Source organism: Pseudomonas sp. EL_65y_Pfl1_R83, assembly GCF_963970695.1.
Classification (GTDB): Bacteria; Pseudomonadota; Gammaproteobacteria; order Pseudomonadales; family Pseudomonadaceae; genus Aquipseudomonas; species Aquipseudomonas tritici.
Genome location: NZ_CAXAQI010000001.1, coordinates 89,441 through 112,087 on the forward strand (window position 1 = coordinate 89,441; position 22,647 = coordinate 112,087).

Annotated in this window: 8 protein-coding genes; 5 read left to right on the plus strand and 3 right to left on the minus strand. The window is 62.4% G+C overall.

Annotation, left to right across the window (positions count from 1 at the left end; genetic code table 11):
• Positions 1-26: 26 nt before the first annotated feature.
• Positions 27-1,658 (minus strand): pyoverdine maturation tyrosinase PvdP, encoded by a 1,632-nt coding sequence (gene pvdP, locus AACY08_RS00440; RefSeq protein WP_339467289.1) that lies wholly within the window; start codon positions 1,656-1,658, stop codon positions 27-29.
• Positions 1,659-1,800: 142 nt separating this feature from the next.
• On the opposite strand from pvdP, the gene pvdM reads away from it, so the two are divergent.
• From pvdM to pvdO, 3 genes are read left to right on the plus strand one after another with little or no spacing between them, the layout of a single operon-like run.
• Positions 1,801-3,150: a pyoverdine-tailoring dipeptidase-like protein PvdM gene (gene pvdM, locus AACY08_RS00445; protein WP_339467291.1), complete on the plus strand. Its 1,350-nt coding sequence runs from the start codon at positions 1,801-1,803 to the stop codon at positions 3,148-3,150.
• An 18-nt stretch (positions 3,151-3,168) separates the two neighbouring features.
• Positions 3,169-4,440 (plus strand): pyoverdine-tailoring periplasmic protein PvdN, encoded by a 1,272-nt coding sequence (gene pvdN, locus AACY08_RS00450; RefSeq protein WP_339467292.1) that lies wholly within the window; start codon positions 3,169-3,171, stop codon positions 4,438-4,440.
• 34 nt (positions 4,441-4,474) lie between these two features.
• On the plus strand, positions 4,475-5,347 hold the full coding sequence (pvdO, locus tag AACY08_RS00455; RefSeq protein ID WP_339467293.1) for a dihydropyoverdine dehydrogenase: 873 nt from the start codon (positions 4,475-4,477) through the stop codon (positions 5,345-5,347).
• Between the two features lie 74 nt (positions 5,348-5,421).
• Here pvdO and AACY08_RS00460 read toward each other — a convergent pair whose 3' ends face one another.
• Positions 5,422-6,249, minus strand: coding sequence for a N(5)-hydroxyornithine transformylase PvdF (locus AACY08_RS00460; protein ID WP_339439477.1), 828 nt, complete (start codon positions 6,247-6,249; stop codon positions 5,422-5,424).
• 200 nt (positions 6,250-6,449) lie between these two features.
• Here AACY08_RS00460 and AACY08_RS00465 point away from each other — a divergent pair, with 200 nt between their 5' ends.
• Together AACY08_RS00465 and AACY08_RS00470 are read left to right on the plus strand one after the other, a co-directional pair.
• Positions 6,450-8,102, plus strand: a complete 1,653-nt coding sequence (locus AACY08_RS00465) for a cyclic peptide export ABC transporter (protein ID WP_339467294.1) — start codon at positions 6,450-6,452, stop codon at positions 8,100-8,102.
• Positions 8,103-8,212: 110 nt separating this feature from the next.
• The gene (locus AACY08_RS00470; protein WP_339467296.1) at positions 8,213-10,648 is read left to right on the plus strand and encodes a TonB-dependent siderophore receptor; all 2,436 of its coding nucleotides are present in this window, start codon (positions 8,213-8,215) and stop codon (positions 10,646-10,648) included.
• 143 nt (positions 10,649-10,791) lie between these two features.
• On the opposite strand, the gene AACY08_RS00475 is transcribed toward AACY08_RS00470, so the two are convergent.
• Complete coding sequence (locus AACY08_RS00475; RefSeq protein WP_339467297.1) at positions 10,792-22,647, minus strand: non-ribosomal peptide synthase/polyketide synthase; 11,856 nt, start codon at positions 22,645-22,647, stop codon at positions 10,792-10,794.

Genomic DNA, 22,647 nt, shown 5'->3' on the forward strand with positions numbered 1-22,647 from the left:
TGGCTTGTCGGGGCGCAGCCGGGCACTCAAACCTCGCGCGGCTTCAGCTTCAGGTGCCGCGCATACCAGGGCCGCTTTGGCACTCGCTTGAATAGCCCCTGCAACATGCCGTCGTCTTCGCCAAAGGTGATCCGCAGCGCCAGCTTCATGGTCTCCGGGTCCATTTCCATCGACCGCCCCCTCTGCAACCCCGGCGTCGTACTGCAGCCATGCGTGTCCGGGCCCAGCCACGGGTCTCCCACCTCGACCCAGCGGCCCGGCGCGAACCAGGCCACGCCGTTGACTTGCATGCGGCGGACTTCACCCGGATTGAAGCGCTCATGGGCGCGAAACCAGTCTTCGATACGGTCGTCGATCCAGCCGTGAAAGTGCCAGAACACCGGGTTCACGTGGGAGGAAAATGGGTCGCCGAGAAAGTCGTTCTGCGCCGTGTACCAGCGTGGGGCGAAGTCGGACGGGTCACGGGCGAACGGCACCGGCGCACCGTTGGAGGGGTCACGCGGCACCGAGGCCCAGCGCATGTGCAGCCAGTCGTGCAGGCCCAGTTCCATCTCTGAACCCAACTGCCCGAGTGTCAGTTTGGACAAATAACGGGGGTCGCGGTACTGCGACTCCCACACCTGAAAGTTGCTGTGATAGGTCTCGGCGGCCTTGATGTCGCTGACCCACTGGGTGTAGGCGCTGTCATCCGGCGCCGACCACGTGGGCGGCAGCGCGAAGCCGTCGTGGTTGTCGAAGTAACGCAGGAAGCCCAGTCGATCACGCTCCAGCGCCGGCTGCGGTTCGGGTAATTGCGGCCACGAGGGCAAATCCTGCAGGGCGCGCGCGGTGCCGAGCATGTGCCGGTGCATGAAGAAGAAGTCGATGCCCGAGCCGTTGCGGTCTTTGCGCTTGCCCCGGGCGTCGCGCTCCTGGCCTCGCGGGCCGGGTTGCCAGCCGATGCCGCGCAGAGCGTCGCGTTTTTCTTCGGAGAGTTTGTGCCATTGGTCGCGGGTGGCGTGCCACAGTTGGTGGAACAAGCGGTGCTCGGGAGCAATCAGCCAGGCCAACAGGGCCGGGTTGAGGCCGATGCGTTCGCGCGCTTCAGGAAACGCTTGCTTGTGGGCGATAAAATGATTGTCGCGCTCAACCAGCGCGAGCGGCCGGTCCAGCTCAAGAATCTGCCCGCTGAGGGTGCCGCTGCCGGCATTGGCGAAGTTGGCCCAGACTTCATCAAGGGTCATCTTGAATTCGTAGGCGGGTATGCCGTCGGCCGAGTCGCGGTCGATCAACCGCCAATACAGCACGGCACCCTCCCCCGTCAGCAGGTCCCCGAGCACCCGGTAACGAGGCTCACCCTCGGCGCGCAGGTTGGCGGCAGTGTCCAGGTAGCCGCGCAGGCCGCGCCCACGGGGGGCAATGTCGAGCAGCAACATCAGGCCTTGCAACGGTAAGCGCTTGAGGCCCGCGTCGCGACCTTCCAGTCGTAGGTTCCAGACCCCTCGCAGGGTGTTCGCCAGGTGCTGGCCGGCGGTGTCGGCCAGGTCCACCGTGGCTTCGCCGGGGGTGATGGGGAATTCTTCTTCGCGCGTCAGCTCGCGATGGGCATAGAAGGCTGCTGGCACCGCAGCGCCTGTCAGCGCCAGGCCTGCGATGAACCCACGTCGAGAGATGGTCATTGTCTACCTTAGGAAACGGCTTTATCAGAGCTAGAACGTTTGCACGCCGGGGAAATTTACCGGCGCGCCCTCGCCGCCTAAATTTCCCCGCCCATCACTCGTTCTTCCCTGATAGCAAAGGCCTCAACTGACTGAGATGGCAATGACAAAACCACGTTCGAAAAAGGCGTTGTATATCGGCTTGCCGCTGGCACTCGCCATTGGCGCCGGGGCCGGCTTCCTGGCCTGGGATCACTGGTTCAGGGGCAATGCCGGCTACCCGCTGGAGGTGATCAAGCAGGCCAATGAAATGCAGGATCGCCTGTTGTCATTCGACAGCCATATCACCGTGCCCCTGGATTTCGGCGGCATCGATAACGAGGCCGACAAAGATGGCAACGGCCAGTTCGACCTGGCCAAGGCGGCGCGCGGGCGCTTGTCCGGCGCGGCCCTGACGATTTTCGGCTGGCCTGAAATCTGGAACGGCCCCAACGCCCCGCACAAGCCCACCGAAGGTTTTGTCGAAGAGGCCCGCCATGAGCAAGAGGTGCGTTTCAAGATCATCTCCGGCATGGTCCGCGACTTTCCCAACCAAGTGGGCATTGCCTACACCCCGGACGACTTCCGGCGCCTGCATGGCGAAGGCAAGTTCGCGATCTTTATCAGCATGCTCAATGCCTACCCCTTGGGCAACGACTTGAACCAGTTGGACCTGTGGGCCGCACGCGGCATGCGCATGTTCGGGTTCAGCTATATCGGCAATAACGCCTGGTCCGATTCTTCGCGCCCACTGCCATTTTTCAATGACTCCGCCGACGCACTCGAAGGTTTGTCGCCGATTGGCCAGCAAGCCGTGCACCGCCTCAACGACCTGGGCGTGATCATCGATGTGTCGCAGATGTCGACCAAGGCCCTCGAGCAAGTGGCGCAGCTGAGCCGCACGCCGATGGTGGCCTCCCATTCAGCGCCACGCGCGTCGGTGGATATCCCGCGCAACCTCAGTGACAAGGAACTGCAACTGATCAAGAACAGCGGCGGCGTGGTTCAGGTCGTGGGGTTCCCCGCGTATCTACGCCCCTTGAGCCAGCCGACCCAGGACAAACTCAATGCCCTGCGCGCACGTTTCGACCTGCCTCCCCTGCCCAACCTGGCCATGGCCTTGATGCCGGGCGACGCGATCATTGCCGCCTGGCCCGAGCAGAAGTTCGGCCAATATGCCCAAGGCCTGTACGGCATTCTTGAAGAGGAGCCCAAGGCCACGCTCAAGGATTGGGGCGACGCCGTCGACTACACGGTGCGCAAGATCGGGATTGATCATGTCGGCATCGCCTCGGACTTCAACGACGGCGGCGGCATCCAGGGCTGGGACAACGTCGGCGAGATACGCAACGTGACCGCCGAACTGATCCAGCGCGGCTACTCCGAAGCCGATATCGCCAAACTGTGGGGAGGCAACTTCCTGCGCGTGTGGGACCAGGTACAAAAAGCCGCCAAGCCATTGGCCAACCGCTAATCACTTAGAAGCACGTCCATGACCGACCGCCGTACGTTCCTCAAGCAGGCGGGTGTATTTGCCGCCAGCCTGCCACTGGGCGCCGCGCTGCTCCCGCAAGCAATCGCCGCCAACACCACAGATGCCCCATGGACGGGCCTCAAGCAACTGTTCAACCAGGATCCGGATTACCTGCACTTCTCCAACTTCCTGGTGGCTTCGCACCCCAAGCCAGTACGCGAGGCCATCGAGCGTTACCGGGCGCAGATCGACCGCAACCCAGGGCTGGCGATGGACTGGGACCTGCAGGAAACCTGGAAGCGCGAAGGCCAGGTACGTGAGTGGGCCGGCCGCTATTTGCAGGCCACCCCTGCACAGATCGCCCTCACCGGCAGCACTTCGGAAGGGTTGGCGATGATCTACGGCGGGATCAAGGTACGGCCCGATCAGGAAATCCTTACGACCGTCCACGAGCACTACGCCACTCAACATGTGCTGGACTATCGCGCACTCAAAGAAGGCACCCAGGTGCGCCGGATCACGTTATTCGAAAGCGCCCACCGCGTGTCCGCCGACGAGGTGCTGGGCAACATCCAGCGCCATATCCGCCCCAACACCCGCGTGCTCGGCATGACCTGGGTGCAGTCCGGCAGTGGCGTGAAACTGCCCATTGGCGAAATCGGCAAGCTGGTGGACGAACACAACCGCAACCGCGATGACCAGGACCGCATCCTCTATGTGGTGGATGGCGTGCATGGTTTCGGCGTGGAAAACCTCGACTTCCCGGACATGCATTGCGACTTCTTTATCGCCGGCACCCACAAGTGGATGTTCGGCCCACGCGGCACCGGGCTGGTCTGCGCCCGCAAGGCGGACAACCGATACGTGACACCGATGGTGCCAACCTTCTCCGAAGACAAAGACTTCGCCACCCGCATGACGCCGGGCGGCTACCACGCCTTCGAGCATCGCTGGGCGGCGGATGAGGCGTTCAAGCTGCACTTGCAACTGGGCAAGGCGCAGGTGCAGGCACGCATTCGTGAGTTGAATACCGAACTCAAGGAGCAGCTGTTGGCACAGCCGCAGATCGAACTGGTCACGCCGTGCAGCCCCGAACTGTCGGCCGGCTTCACCTTCTTCCGCGTCAAGGGAAGGGACTGTGATGCCGTCGCGGCCAACATGATGAAACGCCGTGTGGTGATCGACGCGGTGAACCGTGATGTCGGCCCGGTAATCCGCACCGCCCCTGGCCTGCTCAATTCCTCCGATGAAATCCAGCGTTTCATGACCTTGCTTCGCCAGCAGGTGTGACGCTCACCCTTTTTTCTTTGAACGAGATGCCCATATGAATCCATCCCGACTCAAACCCCTCACGGCATTGGCACTCACCGCCCTGTGCGGCGCCTTGCTGCCCAACCTGGCCCAGGCCGCCACGCCGCAACCCGGCAAAGTGTTCAAGGACTGCAAGGACTGCCCGGAGATGGTGGTACTCCCCGCCGGCACCTTCACCATGGGCACCCCCGAGGGCGAAGTCGGCCGCGAGCCGGACGAAGGCCCGTTGCATGAAGTGACCTTCGCCAAGCCGTTCGCCATGAGCCGCTTTCACATCACCGCCGGAGAATGGGACAGCTATGTCCGCCAGGCCGGCGTGAACATCGCCGATGGCGACACCCGCCCCGGCCGCGAATGCATCGCCAGCAAGCCGCGCTACCCCCAGGGCCCACGCCAGCCGGCGGTGTGCATGGACATGGACGACATCAAGCAGTACGTGGCCTGGCTGTCGAAGAAAACCGGCCAGCAGTACCACATGGTCAGTGAAGCCCAACGCGAATACGCCGCGCGCGCCGGCTCCACCGGGCCGTTCCCCTTCCCGTTCGATGAGGGCAAGGGCTACAGCATCGCCCAGCACGCCAACACCTATGGCCCGGCCGATGGCTACAGCTATTCCTCACCCGTGGGCAGCTACCCGCCGAATGCCTTCGGCATGTACGACATGCATGGCAACGTCTACGAGCGCGTGGCTGACTGCGAACATCCCAACTACATCGGCGCGCCTACCGATGGCAGTGCGTGGGTGGAGCCGAACTGCGAGGGTTACATGATTCGAGGCAATGACTGGGGCGAAGCGCCAGTGTTTTCGCGCTCGGGAAACCGCAACACCATCTACCCGCAGACGCGCGGAGATTGGATCGGGTTTCGGGTAGTGCGCGACCTGTAACACGGACACCCTTCAATGTGGGAGCTGGCTTGCCTGCTCCCACATTTGGACCGCATGCCTCAGGAAAATTGCGGTCAGCCCTTCTGCGCCAACAACGCCAACCCTTCATGCAGCGCCGGGAACAGGCTGTTGTTGAAGTTGTTCCAGCGCAACTCAAGGATGGTGTCATCCGGCGCGATCTCAGTCTTGAGCACGTCGTGGAACACTTCGCCCGAGTCAATGCCATTGTCCACGTAGTGGAACGAAGCGCCGGTGAGGTACAGCGGCTCCGAGGGCCGGGTTTCCTTGGTCGCCCAATCCACCACCGTTTGCCCCCGCGCACCGTACAGTGCGTTCCAGGTGGCATAGGCGCCACGGCGCTCGTACGGCGATTCGATGCGGGTAATGCCGGGGTGGATGTTCATGATGCGACGGGCAAACGGCGCGCCCGGACGCACCAGTTCATCGAGAATCACCAGCAGGCCGTCGAGCACCACGATGTCCGCTTTCAATTCCACCAGCGTGTCGTGCAGGCGGCGTTCGAAATCCTGCTTGCCGGCGATGTGTTCTGCGCTGCCGCGTGGCAGGCGCCGGTAGGTGGACGGCACGCTCAGCAGCAAGTCATTGACCAGCCGGCCCTGCACGCGCAGGTCGGCCGGGTACAGCCATTGGCGGCCCGGCTGGTAGGCAAAGCCGTAGTCGCTGACCAGTTGCTGGTCACGCGGGTTCTGCTCGTCATCGTCGTACACCACCCCCACCAAATGGTAAGCCTCACCCAGCGGCGTGTCGTTCAGCGCCCCCACCAGGGATTCCAACACCGACATCATGTAGCGTTCGTGGTCTTTGTAGGCCACCGGCTGCCCGGCCTTGTCAGCCGCGGCATTGCGCAGGGACCACACGTACACCAGATTCTTTTTCGTCATTGCTTCGCTCTCGCTGGATAGATCAGGCACGCGCCAATGCGCGTGCGCCTACACCACAAGAACGAACCAGCCGCCGCGCAATTTATCCGCCACCGCCACCACTGAGCGCACCGAGCTAAATAGTCGCGCCAATCCTTCGTTTGTCATGGGTAAGGGTCTGTGTGCCCAGCCCCCTCTTGTTCACTTTCCGGGAAGTATTTATGACCGACCCCAAGCGCGGCGCCTTCAACGGTTTGCTCGCATTGCTCAGGCCCTTTCGCACCATCGTCAGCGTCTCCGTCGCCCTGGGCATGGCCGGCGGCCTGGCCATCACGCTGTTGCTGGCGACTATCAATAATGCACTGCACTCGTCCACCGGGATGACGCAGGGGGTGATTCTGACGTTTGCGGCGTTGTGTGTGCTGGCGCTCACCAGTTCGATCGTCTCCGATATCGGTACCAACTATGTGGGCCAGCGGATCATCGCCGCCCTGCGCAAGGACCTGGGTGAAAAGGTGCTGTCGGCGCCCATCGAGCAGATCGAACAGTATCGCTCCCACCGTCTGATCCCGGTGCTGACCCACGATGTCGACACCATCAGCGACTTCTCCTTCGCGTTCACGCCCTTGGCCATTGCCGCCACGGTGACGCTGGGCTGCCTGGGCTACCTGGCGTACCTGTCGGTGCCGATGTTCCTGATGATGGTCGTTGCCATCGTGATTGGCAGCGCCGTGCAGTTCATCGCCGGCGGCAAGGGTATCCAAGGCTTCGACCTTGCACGCCGCCATGAAGACGAATTGCAGCGTTATTACAACGCCATCGCGTCCGGCGCCAAGGAACTGCGCATGCATCGGCCACGGCGCTTTCGCATGAACACCCACCGTATCCAGGAAACGGCGGATCGCATCAGCGATATCCAGGTGCGTTCGGTCAACATCTACATCCTCGCCAAGACCTTCGGCTCGATGCTGTTCTTCGTGGTCATCGGCCTGGCCCTGGCGATGCAGGCCTATAACCCGAACCCGGACCCGGCCGTGATCACCGGCTTCGTGCTGGTGCTGTTGTACATGAAAGGCCCGCTGGAACACCTGCTGGGTTACCTGCCCGTGGTGGGCAAGGCGAAGATTGCCTTCGGGCGTATCAGCGAGTTGTCGGAGCGCTTCTCCTCTCCTGAACCGCACCTGCTGATGGATGACAGCGAGGCGCCGACACCGATCGTCAACAGCCTTGAACTGCGAAACGTGAGCTACAGCCCTCCGGCCGTGGAAGGCAGCGAACCGTTTCACCTGGGGCCGATCAACCTGAGCATTGCCCAAGGCGACATCGTATTTATCGTCGGCGAAAACGGCAGCGGCAAGACCACGCTGATCAAATTGCTGCTGGGGCTCTACCCGCCGCAGTCCGGCGAAATCCTGCTCAACGGCAAGGCCGTGACCGACCCCGAGCGCGATGACTATCGCCAATTGTTCACCACGGTATTCGCCGACTACTACCTGTTCGACGACCTGGTCCAGGGCAGTGCCACCCAGTCACTGGACAGCGCCACTAAATATCTGGAACGCCTGGAGATCGCGCACAAGGTCAGCGTCAAGGATGGCGTGTTCAGCACCACCGACCTGTCCACCGGCCAGCGCAAGCGTCTGGCACTGGTCAACGCCTGGCTGGAAGAACGCCCAGTGCTGGTGTTCGACGAATGGGCCGCCGACCAGGACCCGGCCTTCCGCCGGATTTTCTATACCGAGCTGCTGCCGGACCTCAAGCGCCTGGGCAAAACCATCATTGTGATCAGCCATGACGACCGCTATTTCGACATCGCCGATCAGCTGGTACGGCTGCGCGCCGGCCAGGTAGTGCATGAAATGGAGCCTGCATGAAATTTTCTTTTCCGGTTTTCCGAAGTAGGAACGTCTCACTAGTGGTAATGAGAACTAACCTCAACAAACATTAAAATCTGCCCACTTAAAATATAGAAGAGAAACCATCCATGTCAGCACGACTCGGTCTCAGCCCACTGAGCAAAGCGCTAACCAGGGCCCTGAACATCAACCTCCTGCCGAGCGCGCTTGCCCTAGCGGTATCGCTGCCGGTTGCCGGCTATGTGCAGGCACAGGAGATCGAGTTGGATATTCCAGCACAGGCACTGGGGAGTGCACTGCAGGAATTCGGTCGCCAGGCCAACCTGCAGGTGCTGTACAGCCCGACCGACGTGGCGGGAAAAAACAGCACGGCGATCAAAGGCAAATTGGATCCGCAGCAGGCGATCAACACCATGCTGGCAGGCACTTCGACCACCCATAGCCTCAGTGGCAACGCGCTGACCGTTACCGCCGCCGGCGCGTCCGCCGGGCTGGAATTGAGTCCGACCCAAGTGACCGGCAACGTGCTGGGCAACATCACCGAGGGCTCCGGCTCCTACACGCCGGGCACCATTGCCACGGCCACGCGGCTGACCCTGACCCCGCGGGAAACCCCGCAGTCGATCACGGTGATTACCCGCCAACATATCGAGGACTTCGGTCTCAACAACGTCGATGACGTCATGCGCCACACGCCTGGCATCACCGTATCGGCCTATGACACCGACCGTACCAACTATTACTCGCGTGGGTTCCCGGTCAACAGTTTCCAGTACGACGGTATTCCGTCCACCGTGCGCAACGTCGGCTACTCGGCGGGGAACACCCTCAGCGACATGGCGATCTACGACCGCGTCGAAGTGCTCAAGGGTGCCACAGGCCTGCTCAACGGCGCCGGCTCCCTGGGCGCGACCATCAACTTGATCCGCAAGAAGCCGACGTCGGAATTCAAGGGCCATGTGCAATTGGGCGCCGGCTCCTGGGACAACTATCGCAGCGAAGTGGATGTGAGCGGTCCGTTGACCGATAGCGGCAATGTCCGGGGCCGTGCAGTGGCGGCGTACCAGGACAAAAAATCCTTCATGGACCATTACTCGCGCAAGACCGAAACCTACTACGGCATTACCGAGTTTGACCTGTCCCCCGACACCATGTTGACCGTCGGCTTCGACTATCAGGACAACATTCCGAAAGGCTCCAGCTGGTCCGGTTCGTTCCCGTTGGTCAACTCCAACGGCAGCATCAACAAGATGCCACGCTCCTACAACAACGGCGCCACCTGGAGCTCCTGGGAACAGAACACCCGCACCGCCTTTGCCATGCTTGAGCATGATATGGGTGACGGCTGGGTCACCAAATTCCAGCTCGACCACAAGATCAACAGCTACCATGCTGACCTTGGTTCGATCCAGTTTGTCCAGCCGGCAGCCGATGGCACCGCCGAGGTCAACGGTCAGAAATACACCGGCGAAACCAAAAGCACCTCCGCCGACCTCTACGCCACCGGGCCTTTCAGCCTGTTTGGCCGCGAACATGAACTGGTGGTGGGCGGCTCGATCGGCACGTCGCGCTGGCAAGGCAAGGGGTACTGGTCGCCGGAATGGCCAGGCGGCAACAAAGTCGATTTCTACAACTGGAATGGCCATATCGCCAAGCCGATCTACGGCCCTGTCCAGCAATACATTGACGATACCATCCGCCAGACCGGCTACTACATGACCACACGCTTGAACGTGATGGATGACCTGCACGTGATCCTCGGTGGTCGCGTCGCCAACTACCACGTCACCGGTATCAACCCTTCCTACAAGGAAACCGGCCGGTTCGTGCCGTATGCCGGCGTGATCTACGACCTGAACGACAATCTCTCGGTCTACACCAGCTACACCGATATCTTCCAACCCCAGGAAAGCACGTACAAAGACCGCAACCAGACGTTGCTGGAACCGGACGAAGGCCAAAACTACGAGCTGGGCCTGAAGGGCGAGTTTCTCGACGGTCGCTTGAACACCAGCATTGCCTACTTCGAAGTGCATGAAGACAACCGTGCCATCCCGGACGATGCCTATAACAACCAGACTCCTTCCCCGCAAAACTATGCGTTCAAGAGCTCCAAGGCCGTCACCAAGGGTTACGAAGCAGAAATCTCAGGTGAGCTGGCGCCCGGCTGGCAAGTACAAGGCGGTTACACCCACAAGATCGTGCGGGACGCAGACGACAAGAAGATCTCCACCTTCGAACCTGAGCACCAGGTCAACCTGAACACCACTTACAAACTCAAGGGCGATCTCGACAAGTTCACCATCGGTGGCGGCCTGCGCTGGCAGAGCAAGGGTTGGAATGAAATCTACAACTCGCAGCTCAACACCAACCAGGACATCACCCAGGAGTCCTATTGGCTGGTGGACTTGATGACCCGCTACCAGGTCACCAAGAACCTCTCGGCGACTGTCAACTTCAACAACATCTTCGACAAGTCCTACTACACCAACGTGGGCTTCTATAACTCGGCCGCTTACGGCGAGCCGCGCAACGTGATGTTCAGCACCCGCTGGGACTTCTGATGTGATGCCTTGATCGCCCTGGCGGCGATCAACCAAAAGCCCGATGGAAGCGCTGCTTTCATCGGGCTTTTTTGTATCCCGCCCTCCCCTGTGGCGAGTGAGCTAGCCCCTCGCCACAGGTTCAGTGTTCATCACTTGAGGTGTTATTCCATGGCGGCCACCAGGCTACGGATGAACTCGGCACTGTCGATGATCCCATCGTGATCAGTCTCGATCACCACTGAACGCTCGACCCGCCCCTGAACAAGGGTGCTTGCCATGTGCTGCTCGATCAGTTCCTTGAACTGCCCGGCGCGGCTCATGGACGCCCACCAGCAACTGACCGGGGCCTTGATCGGCTTGAAGTCCGCCGCCGACAGACGCTCACTGAGCGCGCGGTCGACCTCCCAGGAAATCTGCGCCTCATTGCCACGCAGCAACTCGTCCTTGATACCGGTAAAGGCCTCGCCCAGGGCCTGCTCGGCCCAGGCGATAAACCCTTGCCATTGCCCGGCTTCGTCTTGGGCATCGCGCTGACATTGCTGCCAGGCCGCCTGAATCCGCTCGGCAAACGCCGGGAACATCACGCCTAACAAGGCCGCACGCCGCTCGTTCGCCGAGACTTCACGGTCATCCTCGGTGACGACCGCCTGCCAATAAGGCGTGAGCCACTGCGGCGGCGCGGAGTCGATCCAGCCGACAAATTCGACGTCGCGTCCCGCTTGCTCCAGCACATAGGCGACTTCCATCGCCAGGTTGCCACCCAACGACCAGCCTGCCAGGCGGAAGGCGCCTTGGGGCTGGGCCAACAGGAGTTGCTCGGCATAATCCTCGACCATGGCTTGCCATTCGGGTACTGCTGCACCGTCTTCGGCCAATGCACGGCAAATCACCCCGAACACCGGACGCTGCTCCCGGAGCGCGAGGGCAATCGCGGTGTAGCAATGCACCGAACCGAAGCTTGGGTGGAACATGAACAACGGTGTGCCTTCTGTCTGGCTGTTGAGCTTGACTATCAACGAGCTGCGCGCGTCGCCCTGCAGGCAGTTGACCTGGCCGCGTACGGTCGGGTTAAGCATCAACTGGCTGACGGACAAGCCGACACCGCTGACTTTACGGATACGCTCCTTGAGCATCAGCACCAGCAAGGAGTGACCGCCCAACTCGAAGAAGTTGTCGTTCAGCCCTACGCGCTCGACACCGAGGACATCACGCCAGATCGCCGCGACTTGCTGCTCGATGGCGCTTTGCGGGGCCTGATAAGCGTCCGCGCCTTGCGCCTCCGGTTTAGGCAACGCCTTGCGATCCAGCTTGCCATTGGGGCTCAGCGGCATCTGTGTCAACACCACCCACTGCGCCGGCACCATGTAATCCGGCAACTGCGCAGCCAGGTGCATCGCCACCTGTGCTTTCCAATCCTCGCTCGGCGCCTGCAGCACCAGGTAGCCCACCAGGTGCGTGCCGTCCACGGCGAGCACCGCCGCTTCACGCACACACGCATGCTCCAGCAGGCGGGCCTCGATTTCACCCAACTCGATGCGCAAGCCACGCAGCTTGACCTGGTGATCGATGCGCCCGGCGTACTCGATCACCCCATCGTCGCGATAACGCGCCAGGTCCCCGGTGCGATACAAACGGGTGCCACTGCCGAACGGATCGGTCACAAAGCGTTCGGCGGTCAGCCCCGGCCGACGGTGATAACCACGCGCCAGGCCGACGCCGCCGAGATAGAGTTCACCCAACACGCCAACGGGTGCCGGTTCCAGGTTGCCGTCCAACACGTAGCAGCCCAGGTTGGCAATCGGCCGACCAATCGGCACGGCGTCACCCCCTTCGTCGACGCAGGTCCAGTGGGTCACGTCGATTGCCGCTTCGGTCGGCCCATACAGGTTGTACAAACCGGCACGTGGCAGCTTGGCGAACACCTGTTGCTGGGCATCCACCGGCAACGCTTCACCGCTGCACACAATGCGCTGCAGGCTTTGACACGCGCCGACGCCAGCATCCTGCAAGAAGGCCTGGAGCATGGACGGCACAAAGTGCAACGTAGTGACTTGCTCGGCGTTGATCAGACTCACCAGCCTGGCCGGGTCACGATGGTCGCCCGGCGCTGCCACCACCAGGCGCGCACCGGTCATCAGCGGCCAGAAGAACTCCCACACCGACACATCGAAACTGAACGGCGTCTTCTGCAAGACCGTATCACTGCCGTCCAGGCCATACGCCTGCTGCATCCAGCACAGCCGGTTGGTCAGCGCCGAATGGCGGTTACCCGCACCCTTGGGTTGGCCGGTGGAGCCCGAGGTGTAGATCACATAGGCGAGGTTTTCGCCATCGACGACGACCTGCGGATTCCGCTCGGCGTAGGCCTGCAACCCCTCATCGCCCTGCTCCAGCACCAGGCTGTGCAAGCCCGTTGGAATCGGCAGTTGCTCCAGCAAATGCGCCTGGGTCAACAAGAGCTTCACGTCGCTGTCTTGCAGCATGTAGGCCAATCGATCGCGGGGGTATTCCGGGTCCAGCGGCACATAAGCGCCACCTGCCTTGAGTACAGCCAGCAGGCCAACGACCATTTCAATCGAACGCTCAACCGCCAGCCCCACGAGGACATCCGGCCCCACGCCGGCCGCCATCAGGCGATGCGCCAGGCGGTTTGCCCGGCGGTTAAGCGCGGAGTAACTCAACACCTGCCCGGCAAATACCAGCGCCGGTGCGTCCGGCGTGCGCACCACCTGGGCTTCGATCAACTGATGCACCGCGAGGTGCAGCGGGTAGTCCGTGGACGTGTCGTTCCAGGCATACAGGACCGTTTCGCGCTCGGAACTGGCCAGCGAAGGCAACGTTGCCAGACGCTGGTCACCGTCCACTGCCAATGCCAATGCCTGCAACACCTGCTGGAAGTGCTCGGCCAACCGTTGGATATGCGCCGCGCTGAATGCCTGGCGGTCGTAATTGAACTCCAGGCCAAGGGTTTCACCGATGCCCAGCAGGACGGTCAACGGGTAATGAGTTTGCTCCAGGCTGTGGACGGCGCCAAACGTGAGCCCCGAAGGTGCGCCCTGCTCCAGCGCTTCGGACACTGGGTAGTTCTCAAACACCAGAATGCTGTCGAACAGCGCCTCGCCACCTAGCCCGGCCCAACGCTGGATCTCGAACAGCGGCGTATGCTCCTGCTCACGCAAGCGCACGTTCTGCGCCTGGATCTGCTGCAGCCACTGGCTGACCGTCATCTGTGCATCCGGCGTGGCCACCACGGGCAAGGTGTTGATGAACAGACCGACTTGTTGTTCGATACCGCGCAATTGCGCCGGACGGCCTGCCATAGTGGCGCCGAACGCCACGGTGGACTGCCCGGTGTGATGCTGCAAAAGCAGCAGCCAGGCGCTTTGCACCAACGTATTGAGGGTGACTTTACTGCGCTGGGCGAAGGCCTTGAGCTGAGCGGTCTGGCTGGCGTCCAGGTTCAGACGATGCTCGCCGTTGACCGCCAGCGCCTCGCTTTGCGCAGCTTGTAGGCCACGGGCCAGGCGGGTTGGCTCTTGCAGGTTAAGCAGTTGCTCTTTCCAGAATGCCTCGCTGACCGACTTGTCCTGTGCCTGCAGCCAGGCGATGTAATCGCGGTAACGCCCGATGGGCACACGCAGCGGTTCACCGGCATAATGTTGCAACACCTCGCCAAACAACTGCGAACCACTCCAGCCGTCCATCAAGATGTGGTGGTTGGTGTAGATCAAGTGATAACGGGACGCCCCCGTACGGACCACCGTCAGGCTCAGCAACGGCGCCTGTTCCAGCACAAACCCCTGGGCCCGCGCCGACTCGGCCAGGCTATCGAGTGCCACACTGCTGTCAGGACGACCTTGCCAGTCCTGCTCGGCGAACGGCATGTGCATCTGCTTGTAGACCACCTGCAAAGGCTGCTCAAGCTCGGTCTGCCAGAGAAAACCGCTGCGCAGGATCTCATGGCGGTCGACCGCCGCCTGCCAGGCCTGGCGGAAGCGCGGTACATCCAGGCCCTCGACATCGATGCGCATCTGGTTGATGTAGTCACCCGAGCCTTCGCCGTAAAGCGATTGGAACAACATGCCTTGCTGCATCGGCGACAGCGGGTAGACGTCTTCGATATCAGCCACCGTCACCGGCAAGCTGTCCAGTTGCGCCTGGGACACGCGCGCCAACGGGAAGTCCGAGGGCGTGACACCCCGGTTGACACCACAGTGCTCGATCAACGCCTTGAGTTCCGCCGCGTAGTCATCCGCCAGGCGCTGTACGGTCGCTTCATCGAACATCTGCTGGCTGAAGCTCCAGTTCAACTTCAATTCGCCGGCGTAGACCTGGCCGTTGATTTCCAACCAGTTACCCAGCGGTGCCCCGGCACTCTGCTCGGAACCACTGCCATCACCGGAGGGGACGAACAAGCCTTCTTGTTCGCCGCCGTCAAAACTGCCGTCGAATTGCCCCAGGTAGTTGAAGGTGATGCGTGGGCGCGGCAGTTCACTCAGGGCCTGTTGAGCCTCGGCATTCCCCAGGTAACGCAGGGCACCAAAGCCCAGGCCCTTGTCGGGAATCGCGCGCAGTTGCTCCTTGATCTGCTTGAGGGAGCCGGCCAACGAATCGGTCGGCATCAGCTTCACCGGGTAGAGGCTGGTGAACCAGCCGACGGTACGGGTCAGGTCGATCTCGCCGAACAGGTCTTCACGGCCATGGCCTTCCAGGCGAATCAACATCGACGCGTCACCGGTCCAGCGCACAACGACGCGCGCCAGCGCGGTCAGCAACAGGTCATTGATCTGGGTGCGGTAAGCACTGGGGGCGTCCTGCAACAGACGCCGCGTGAAGGCCTGATCCAGATGGGTGGTCACACTCAGCGCATGCCGGTTGCTCAAGCTGGCCTTTGGATCGGCCCCCGGCAGGCCGGTGGGGCTGCCTTGCAACTGCGTCTGCCACCAGGCCAGTTCCTGCGCCAGTGCGGCGCTGCGTGCATAGGTTTGCAGACGCTCGGCCCAGGCACGGGTCGCGCTGGTCTTGGCGGGCAACACGACCGTGGCACCTTGGGCAAGCTGACGGTAAGCCGTTTGCAGGTCTTCCAGCAGGATGCGCCAGGACACACCGTCCACCACCAAGTGATGAATCACCAGCAGCAAGCGCTGGGAGCCGTCGGCCAGGTCGACGAGCACTGCACGCAGCAGCGGCCCTTCGCTCAGGTCGAGGCTGCGCTGGGCTTCCTCACCCAGGGCCTCCAACTCTTCGACCGCATTCAAGGTGGTCTGCCACAGGACCTGCTCGGCCTGATGCTGCTGCGGCCCGCGATACGCCGCGCTCCAGCCTGCCGCGCCCTGGACGAATCCGATGCGCAGGGCGTCGTGATGCACGATCAAGGCCTGCAGCGCCGTCACCAGCAGCGGCGCCTGCAACGCCTGGTGTGGCTTTAGCACCACCGACTGGTTCCAGTGGTGACGCTGGGGGACGTCATCGCCAAAAAACGCCTGCTGGACGGGTAGCAACAACAACTCGCCGGTCAATGCCGACTGATCCATCACCACCTCGCCCTCGCCTTCCTGGGCCACGGCCGCCAGGCTCTGGACCGTCTGGTGCTGGAACAGATCCTTGGGCGTGAAGCGCACACCGGCCTGGCGGGCACGGCTGACCACCTGGATAGAGATGATCGAGTCACCACCCAATTCGAAAAAGTTATCGTGCAAACCGACACGTGGCAGACGCAGCACGTCGGACCAGATCGCCGCGATCTTCTGCTCCAGCTCACTCTGTGGCGCCACGTACACCTGCTGCATCTGGCTGACATCCGGGCGCGGCAGCCCCTTGCGGTCGAGCTTGCCGTTCGGCGTCAGCGGCATGCGCTCAAGGAACATCAGGTGCGTGGGCACCATATAGTCCGGCAAACGGGTTTTCAGGGCGCGACGCAAGGCTTCGCGGCAGGTCGACTGCGCCACTGCGTCGTTGACGAGCAAGGGGGCCAGCGGCACCACATAGGCGACCAGTTGCTTGCCGCTCGGCCCTTCCTGGGCCACCACCACGGTTTCGCCGACACTGTCCTGCTCGCGCAGGCGCGCTTCGATCTCGCCCAGTTCAATACGGAAGCCACGGATTTTCACCTGATGGTCGACGCGGCCGAGGTAATCCACCACGCCATCCGGGCGGCCACGGGTCAGGTCGCCGCTGCGATACACACGGCTGCCGGGCTTGCCGAACGGGTCCGGTACGAAGCGCTCGGCGGTCAGGGCCGGACGCTCCAGGTAACCCCGGGCTACGCCCTCGCCGCCCAGGTACAACTCACCGGCTACGCCGATGGGTTGCAGGTTGAGGTGTGCGTCCAGCACGTAGCCGCTGCGATTGCCCAGCATTGTACCGATCGGTGCGTAGACGGCACCGCAGGGATCGCCCTTGCGCGCTTTCCACAGCAACGGCGTGACCACGGTTTCGGTCGGGCCGTAGCCGTTGAACAGGTAAGTCGGCTTGAGCGCGCGCCAGGCCAGGTCGTAGCTGGCCTGGGCCACGGCATCACCGCCAAAGCAGTACACGCGCACCTTCGGTGGGTTGCCGTCACGCTCGGCATGCTCGGCCAACTGTTGCAGGTACACCGGCGGGAACACCGCCATGGTCACGTTGTGACGGTGCATTTGCTGGTAGGTGTATTCCGGCAGCCACAGGCTGTCATCGCGGATCAACACACTGGCGCCGTTGATCAGCGGGTGCATCCAGCCTTCGTGGGAGCCGTCGAAGGCGAACGACATGAAGTGCAGTTCGCAATCGGCGGGCGAGGTTTCATAGCGCTCGCCGGTGGCAATGATATGGGCTACCAGTGGACCGTGGGACACCGCCACGCCTTTGGGCATACCGGTGGAGCCGGAGGTGTAGATCACGTAGGCCAGGTTGTCGCCATCCAGCGCCACCTCGGGTGCGGTGTCGTCGTCAGTGGACCAGGCTTGCGTCTGGTCCACGGCAAGGGCTTCCAGGCCGTCTGGAGTCGGTAAGCGCTGTTGCACTGCCGAATGGGTCAACAGCAATCGGGCGCGACTGTCCTGCATCATGTACAACAGGCGATCACGCGGGTATTCGATGTCCAGTGGCACGTAGACACCACCGGCTTTCATCACCGCGAGGAACGCCACCATGATCTCGGCGCTGCGCGGCATGGCAATCGCCACGCGCACTTCCGGGCCGACACCACGGGCGATCAGCGCATGGGCCAGGCGGTTGGCCTGGCGGTCCAGCTCGCCGTAAGTCAGCTGTTGCTCGCCAAATTTCACCGCCACCGCCTCAGGGGTTTCCCCGGCACGGTCGGCCACCAACTCGTGGACCAGGCGCTTGGCCGAGAAGCCGGCGTCGCTCTGGTTCCACAGTTGAAGAATCTGTTGCCGTTCGGCGTTGTCCAGCAGGTTTAATTGGCTGATATTCTGCCGTGGATCGGCAACCATGCCTTGCAACAGGTTCTGCCAGTGTCGCGCCATGCGTTGCACGGTACTGGCCTCAAACAGGTCCTGGGCATAGCCGAGCGTCGCCCAGATACCTTCGGTGGATTCCTGGATATCCAGGTCCAAGTCGAAATGCGCCGTCTTGCTTTCCCATTCCAGCCCTTCTACCGAAAGATTCGGCAGTTGCTGCTGAACCTGAGCCTGGCGCACGTCGGTCTGGTGGTTGAACATCACTTGGAACAACGGGTTGTGGCTCAGGCTGCGCTCGGGTTGCAGCGCTTCCACCAGTTGCTCGAAGGGCAGGTCCTGGTGGGCCTGGGCGTCCAGTGCCCGTTGCCGGGCCTGTTGCAACAGTTGCTCGACGCTCATCTGGCCGTGGAGATCGGCCTTGAGCACCTGGGTGTTGACGAAGAAGCCGATCAGACGCTCGGTCTCGCTGCGATTGCGGTTGGCGATCGGCACCCCGACACGGATCTCTTCCTGGCCACTGTAGCGATGCAGCAACGTCTGGAACGAGGCCAATAGCAGCATGAACAAGGTCACGTCCTGCTGCTTGGCCAGGGCCTTGAGGCTTTGGGTCAACGCACCGGGCAGTTCGAATGCCAGGCGCGCGCCACGATGGCTTTGCACAGCCGGACGTGGGTGGTCGAACGGCAACGCCAACACGCTCTGCTCAGCGCCTAGCATGTCGCGCCAATACGCCAGTTGACGGGCCTTCTCGCCCGCCTCCATCCAGTTGCGCTGCCATACGGCGTAGTCGGCGTACTGAATCGGCAGCGCCGGCCATTGCAACACCTGTCCCTGGCTGTAGGCCGCATACAGTTGCACCAGTTCTTCAACCATCAGCTGCATCGACCAGCCATCGGACACGATGTGATGCTGCACCAATACCAATACATGTTCATCAGCGGCGATGCGCAGCAACGAAACCCGCAGCAAAGGCCCTTGTTCCAGATTGAAGGGTTGGGCTATTTCGGCCTCGACCCGCGCCTTGAGCTGTGCTTCCTGCACCTCGGCGTGCGCTATCTGCAACGACAGCTGCGGTGAAATGATTTGAACCGCGCGGTCGCGCTCCTGGCGCAAATGAGTGCGCAGGCTTTCATGCCGGGCCAGCAAGGTATCGAAACTGCGTTGCAGTGCACCCAGGTCAAGCTGCCCTTTCAAACGCAAGGCGCTGGGGATGTGGTACGCGGCGCTTTGCGGCTCCAGTTGCCATAAAAACCACTGGCGCTCCTGGGCGTAGGACAGCGGTAACGGCTGGTCCCGTCCTACCGGCAACAGCGCGGGCGCGGTCGGCGCGCCTGGGGCCTGGGTGGTCAGTGCGGCGACAAACCCCTCCAGGCGCGGCTGCTCGAACAGCAATTTGAGCGGCACTTCGCGCTGCAATGCCTGGCGAATGCGCGAGACCACCTGCATGGCCAGCAGCGAATGCCCGCCCAGTTCGAAGAAGTGGTGGGTCAGGCCCACACGCTCGACGCCAAGAATATCGGCCCAGATCGCCGCAACCTGCTGTTGCAGTGGCGTAATCGGTGCCTGCCAGGCCTGTTGCACCGCACTGCCATCGGGTTTGGGCAGCGCCTGGCGGTCAAGCTTGCCGTTGGGGTTCAACGGCATGCGGTCGAGGAAGATTAGGTGCGCAGGCACCATATAATCGGGCAGTTGCTCACGCAAGGTGGCCTTGAGCGTTTCGCCCGCCGCCGCATGCTCGGCGGCGGACAACGGCTGGGCTGGCACAAGGTAAGCCACCAACTGGTTGTCGGCCGCCAGCAGGAAGGCTTCGCGCACGGCCTCCTGGGCCAACAGCAGCGCTTCGATCTCACCCAACTCGATTCGGAAACCGCGGATTTTGACCTGATGGTCGACGCGACCGACGTATTCGATCACCCCGTCGGCACGATAACGCGCCAGGTCACCGGTGCGGTAAAGACGCTCGCCCAGGGTGCTGAACGGGTCGGCGACAAAACGCTCGGCGGTCAGGCTCGGGCGTTGCAGGTAATCACGGGCCAAGCCACTGGCACTGGCAATGTACAGCTCACCCACGGCGCCAACCGGCAACAGGTTAAGGTCACGGTCCAACACATACAGGCCACGCCCCGGCAACGCGCGGCCAATCGGGCTGGCAGTGGCGCCAATCACGGCGTTGTCATCGCTGCAATCGAGCACGCTGGACACCACCGTGGCCTCGGTCGGCCCGTACGTATTGAGCAGCCGTACATGCCCCAGCCCCGCGCGCCGCCACAGCACCGGGCCATCCAGCGGCATCGCTTCGCCGCCGATATGCACCTGGCGCAATGCGCCATAGGGCCGTGGCCCCGCTGCCAGGCAATCCTGCAGGAACAGTTTCCAATAGGCGGTGGGCAAGTCGGCCAGGGTGATGCCTTGGTCGATAATCTGCCGGTACAGGTCAGCGCCGTCCCACAACTGCGGCCCGCGCAACACGACCGTCGCGCCCAGGGTCAGGGCCGGGTACAGCTGCTCGACAAAACCATCGAAGTTCAGGGTCGCGAACTGCAGTACGCGGTCGTCCGCGACCAGGCGCGAATACTCGGCCGCGATACCGGCGAATTCGCTCAATGCCGCATGGCTGATGGCAACGCCTTTTGGCTTGCCGGTGGAGCCGGAGGTGTAGATGACATACGCCAGGCTGCGGGGCTCGAACACGGCAGGCGGGTTGTGCTCGGCACACTGCGCCAACTGCGCGTCGGCCAGGTCGATGTCCAGCGCCGTCAGATCGGGCAGCAATGGCAAGCGGTCGCGCAGGTGGGATTGGGTCAACACCAGTCGCACACCACTGTCATCGAGCATATGCACCAGGCGTTCACGCGGGTATTCAGGGTCAAGCGGCACGTAGGCGCCACCCGCCTTGAGCACGGCCAACAGGCTGACCACCATGGCAAAGGAGCGCTCGACCGCGATCCCCACCAGAACTTCCGGGCCTACGCCCTGGGCGATCAGGTAGTGCGCCAGGCGATTGGCCTGGCGGTTCAGTTCACCGTAGCTGAGCGTTTGCTCATCCAAGGCCAGTGCCTGGCGCGCCGGATGTTCGCGGGCCTGCGCCTCGAACAACTGGTGCACGGCATGCGGTGCGGCGACGGTGGCGGGGGCATTCCAGTCCTTGAGCATCCGCTGTTGTTCGGGTGCATCGAGCATCGACAGCGCGCAAAGACGGCTGCGTGGTGCACTCACTGCCGCCTGGAGCAGGTTCTGCCAATGCTGCGCCAAGCGTTCGATGGTTGCGCTTTCGAACAGGTCGGTGGCGTAGGTCAGCGCCGCCCAGAGGCCTTCGGCGGACTCATGGGTGTCCAGGCTCAGGTCGAAATGCGTGGTCTGGCTCTCCCAATCCAGTTCCGCCACCCGCAGGCCAGGCAATTGCTGGCCATCGCGCCCGCCCTGGGCGTCGGTCTGGTGGTTGAACATCACTTGGAACAGCGGGTTACGGCTCAGGCTGCGTTCAGGTTGCAGCGCCACCACCAATTGTTCAAACGGCAAGTCCTGGTGCGCCTGGGCTTCCAGGGCGCGGCGCTTGGCCTGTTGCAGCAGTTCGGCGAAGCTCATCTGCCCGTCAAGGTCGGCCTTGAGCACTTGGGTGTTGACGAAAAAGCCGATCAGCCGCTCGGTTTCCACGCGGTTGCGGTTGGCATTCGGCACGCCGATGCGGATGTCCGACTGGCTGCTGTAGCGAAACAGCAGGGTCTGGAACGAGGCCAGCAACAGCATGAACGGGGTCACGCCTTCTTGCTGGGCCAGGCGCTTGATACCGGACACCAGGTCCGCCGGCAGATGCACCTGCAAGCTGGCGCCGCGATGGCTTTGCTGCGCCGGGCGCGGATGGTCGAGGGGTAATTCCAGCACCGGTTGCTCACCGCCCAGCAGGTCCTGCCAGTAGGCCAATTGACGGGCCTTCTCCCCGGCTTCCATCCAGCTGCGCTGCCACAGCGCGTAGTCGGCGTAGTGGATCGGCAAGCCCGGCAATTGCACATCCTGGCCTTGGCTGTGCGCGGCGTAGAACTGCACCAGTTCCTCGACCATGACCTGCATCGACCAGCCATCGGAAATAATGTGGTGCTGCACCATCACCAGCACATGCTCGTCTTCGGCCAGTTGCAGCAAGGTCACGCGCAACAACGGCCCCGCCTGCAAATCGAAAGGCCGGGCTATCTCGGCTTCGATGCGCGCCATCAATTGGTGTTCGTCGGCAACGTCCTGCTGTATCTCGATGCGCGCCTCGGGCACTACGTTTTGCAGCAGGCGCTCGCCGTCCTGTACCAGGCGTGTGCGCAGGCTTTCATGGCGGGCCAGCAGGCTGTCGAACGCGCGGTGCAGGGCCGCCAGGTCCAGTCGGCCCTGCAGACGTAGTGCGCCGGGAATATGATAAGTGGCGCTGTCCGGGTCCAGTTGCCAGAGAAACCACTGGCGTTCCTGGGCGTAGGACAGCGGCAGGTGTTGGCCGTCCTCGCGGATCGAGGCAATCGGCAGTTGGGCGAAGCTCATGCCGCGGCTTTGCAGGCGCTGGTAAAACTGCTGGCGCTGTTCCAGAGGCAGGCGAAGAAAGCGCGAAACCAGATCGATGTTAGGGTTGGAAAGCAT